General features: G+C 46.0%; 3 protein-coding genes. 2 read left to right on the forward strand and 1 reads right to left on the reverse strand.

Features of this window, described 5'->3' with window-relative positions; all coding sequences use genetic code 11:
• Positions 1-1458 (reverse strand): 4-alpha-glucanotransferase (malQ, locus tag H6S82_RS27800; RefSeq protein ID WP_191057073.1); only part of this gene is annotated, 1458 nt, incomplete at its 3' end.
• A 190-nt stretch (positions 1459-1648) separates the two neighbouring features.
• Here malQ and H6S82_RS27805 point away from each other — a divergent pair.
• Together H6S82_RS27805 and H6S82_RS27810 are read left to right on the forward strand one after the other, a co-directional pair.
• Entirely contained in the window at positions 1649-2080 is a 432-nt protein-coding gene (locus tag H6S82_RS27805; protein ID WP_190467474.1) for an NUDIX domain-containing protein, read from the forward strand.
• A gap of 173 nt (positions 2081-2253) precedes the next feature.
• Positions 2254-2763: pentapeptide repeat-containing protein (locus H6S82_RS27810; protein WP_191057074.1), on the forward strand; the 510-nt coding region annotated here is incomplete at its 3' end.

Genomic DNA, 2763 nt, shown 5'->3' on the forward strand with positions numbered 1-2763 from the left:
TTCCCTGTCTTCCCACCGCAAAGCCTCGGATCGATAGCGCCACTCCCAGTTACCTTCACCAACTCCAGGCTTGTTCATCCGCGCCTCGCTGCCCAATCCTAAAATATCCTGAAGGGGAATAATTGCTTGATTTGCCACAGAGTTGAAAACTACGCGGATCAAATCCCAATGAATCCCCTTATCGCTGGTAGAGCCCAAATACTTGAGGATGTTATTCTTTTCTTCTTCGGACAAGTGATGGAACCAACCTAATGAGGTGTCGTTGTCGTGAGTACCCGTGTAAGCTACGCAGTTGCGATCGTAATTAAATGGTAAATAGGGATTGTCTGTGCCAGAACCAAAAGCAAACTGCAAAATCTTCATCCCCGGAAACTCAAATTTGTCTCGCAGCGCCTCTACCTCCGGTGTAATCACACCTAAATCTTCTGCAACGATCGGTAATCGGCCCAGTTTTTCCCTCACTAATTCAAACAAAGCTGCCCCAGGCGCTTCTACCCACTCACCGTTGATGGCAGTTTCTTCACCTTTCTCCACCGCCCAAAAAGACTCAAATCCACGGAAGTGGTCAATGCGGATTATATCTACATAATCTAGCATTGACTGAAAGCGCTGCACCCACCAATGAAAGTTATCTTTCTGTAATTTCTCCCAGTGATAAACTGGGTTGCCCCACAATTGACCGGTTTCGCTGAAGTAATCTGGCGGGACACCTGCCATCAATGCCGGTTCGCCCGTTTCTTCATCCAAGTAAAAATTCTCCGGATGCGCCCAAACATCGGCGCTGTTATGAGCTACATAAATAGGAATATCGCCAATAATTTCAATGCCCCGCATATTGGCATAACGCTTCAGTTCCGACCACTGGCGGAAAAATTCGTATTGAACGTATTTATGGAAAATAATCTCGGCATTTAGCTGCCGACCTAACCGATCCATAGTAGCTAAATCGCGCTTGGCCAGTTCCGGTTCCCACGTATGCCAGCTCGCACCTTCGTGAGTATCCAGAAAAGTCATGAATAAAGCATAATTATCCAGCCAATAAGCTTTGCTGTGGCAGAATGCCGCAAATTCTTTTTGGTGAAACTCCGACACCCTAGTTTTAAAGTTCTCGCAGGCTTTTCGGAGTAGAGGCATTTTGGTTTTGATTACCTGCTCGTAATCTACCTTATCAGCCGGAAACTCCGGTAAACCCCAAAAATCTTCTTCACTTAACATTCCTTCGTCTCGCAGCTTTTCCGGGCTGATCAGCAGGGGGTTGCCGGCCAACGCGGAAAAACACATATAAGGGGAATTACCGTAACCCGTTGGCCCTAAAGGCAATATCTGCCAATACCGTTGTTTGCTATCTGCCAAAAAATCCACAAAACGATAGGCTTCCATGCCCAAATCGCCAATACCGAAGCGACTGGGAAGAGAGGTAGGGTGTAACAAAATGCCACTGGATCTGGGAAACGGCATAAATAACCTGAAAAAGAAATGGCAAACGATCCGAGATTATCATGTAGGAGCTCTGAAACACGGTTTCACAGAGGCTTTTCCTCTGGAACTTTGGTAGGAGGTGGGATTTGTCAGCGATCGATCGCTATGCTGAAAGCGATCGACGGGCTACAATACCCTCACCAAACGTAAATTTGAGACTTTTTGGCGCGTGACTTACCGTAATCCTACTCCTACAGTCGATATCATCATTGAGTTAATCGATCGCCCGCATCGACCGATAGTGCTAATTGAACGCCAAAATCCACCCCTCGGTTGGGCTATTCCTGGTGGTTTTGTCGATTATGGCGAAACGGCTGAAACGGCGGCACGGCGCGAAGCAGAGGAAGAAACGGGTTTGCAGGTGGAGCTGATCGAGCAATTCCACGTTTATTCTGACCCGCATCGCGACCCGCGTCAGCATACGATGAGCGTTGTGTTTATCGCGACGGCTACGGGTACGCCGAATGCGGGCGATGATGCCAAGGGTATGGATATTTTTGAATCTTGGCGAATTCCTTCTAATTTATGTTTCGATCACGATAAGATTTTGCAGGATTATTGGCGTTATCGACATTATGGAATTCGTCCTCGTTTGTTTTAAACGCAAAGGTTCGCACTAGCCGCGTCAGCGGCTTCCCGCAGGGTAGGTTTTCCCAAAGTACGCAAAGTTTAAGTTTTTCTCTGCGTTACTTTGCGTTTCCCTTAGTGTCCTTTGGGTTATAAAAAAGGCTCTGGTGGCGGTAAACTAATAAAAGAGCTAAAACAAGGTTAATTATGGACGCTGAAGAACTTCTAGAAAAATACGCCGAAGACGAACGAAATTTTCAGAAGGTAAAGCTAAATGGGGTAGAACTCAAAGGAGCAGACCTGAGTGAAATAGATTTATCTTATGCTGATTTAACTGGAGCGGACTTGAGCGAGGCAAACCTGAGTAAGGCGAAACTTATAAGTACAAGCCTTAGTAGAGCATCCCTAACGGGCGCTAATTTAAGTGGGGTTGAGATTAATTCAACAAACCTAAGTTTAGCTAACCTCAGAGATGCTGATTTGAGTGGAGCAAACCTGAGTAGTTGCAATTTAAGTAACGCTAACCTAGATAGAGCAAATCTGACTGGGGCAAACTTATCTGGTGCAAACTTAACTCGAGCTGCTCTAAGTGAAGCGAAAATAACTGGTGCGAACCTATACGGTGCTAATCTAACTGGAGCAGACTTGACTGGAGCAGACTTAAGTCGATCTAATCTTAGCGCTGCGAACTTTCAAGATGTTAATTTACAAGGAGCA

Source organism: Planktothrix sp. FACHB-1355, from assembly GCF_014748295.1.
Lineage (GTDB): Bacteria > Cyanobacteriota > Cyanobacteriia > Cyanobacteriales > Aerosakkonemataceae > Aerosakkonema > Aerosakkonema funiforme_A.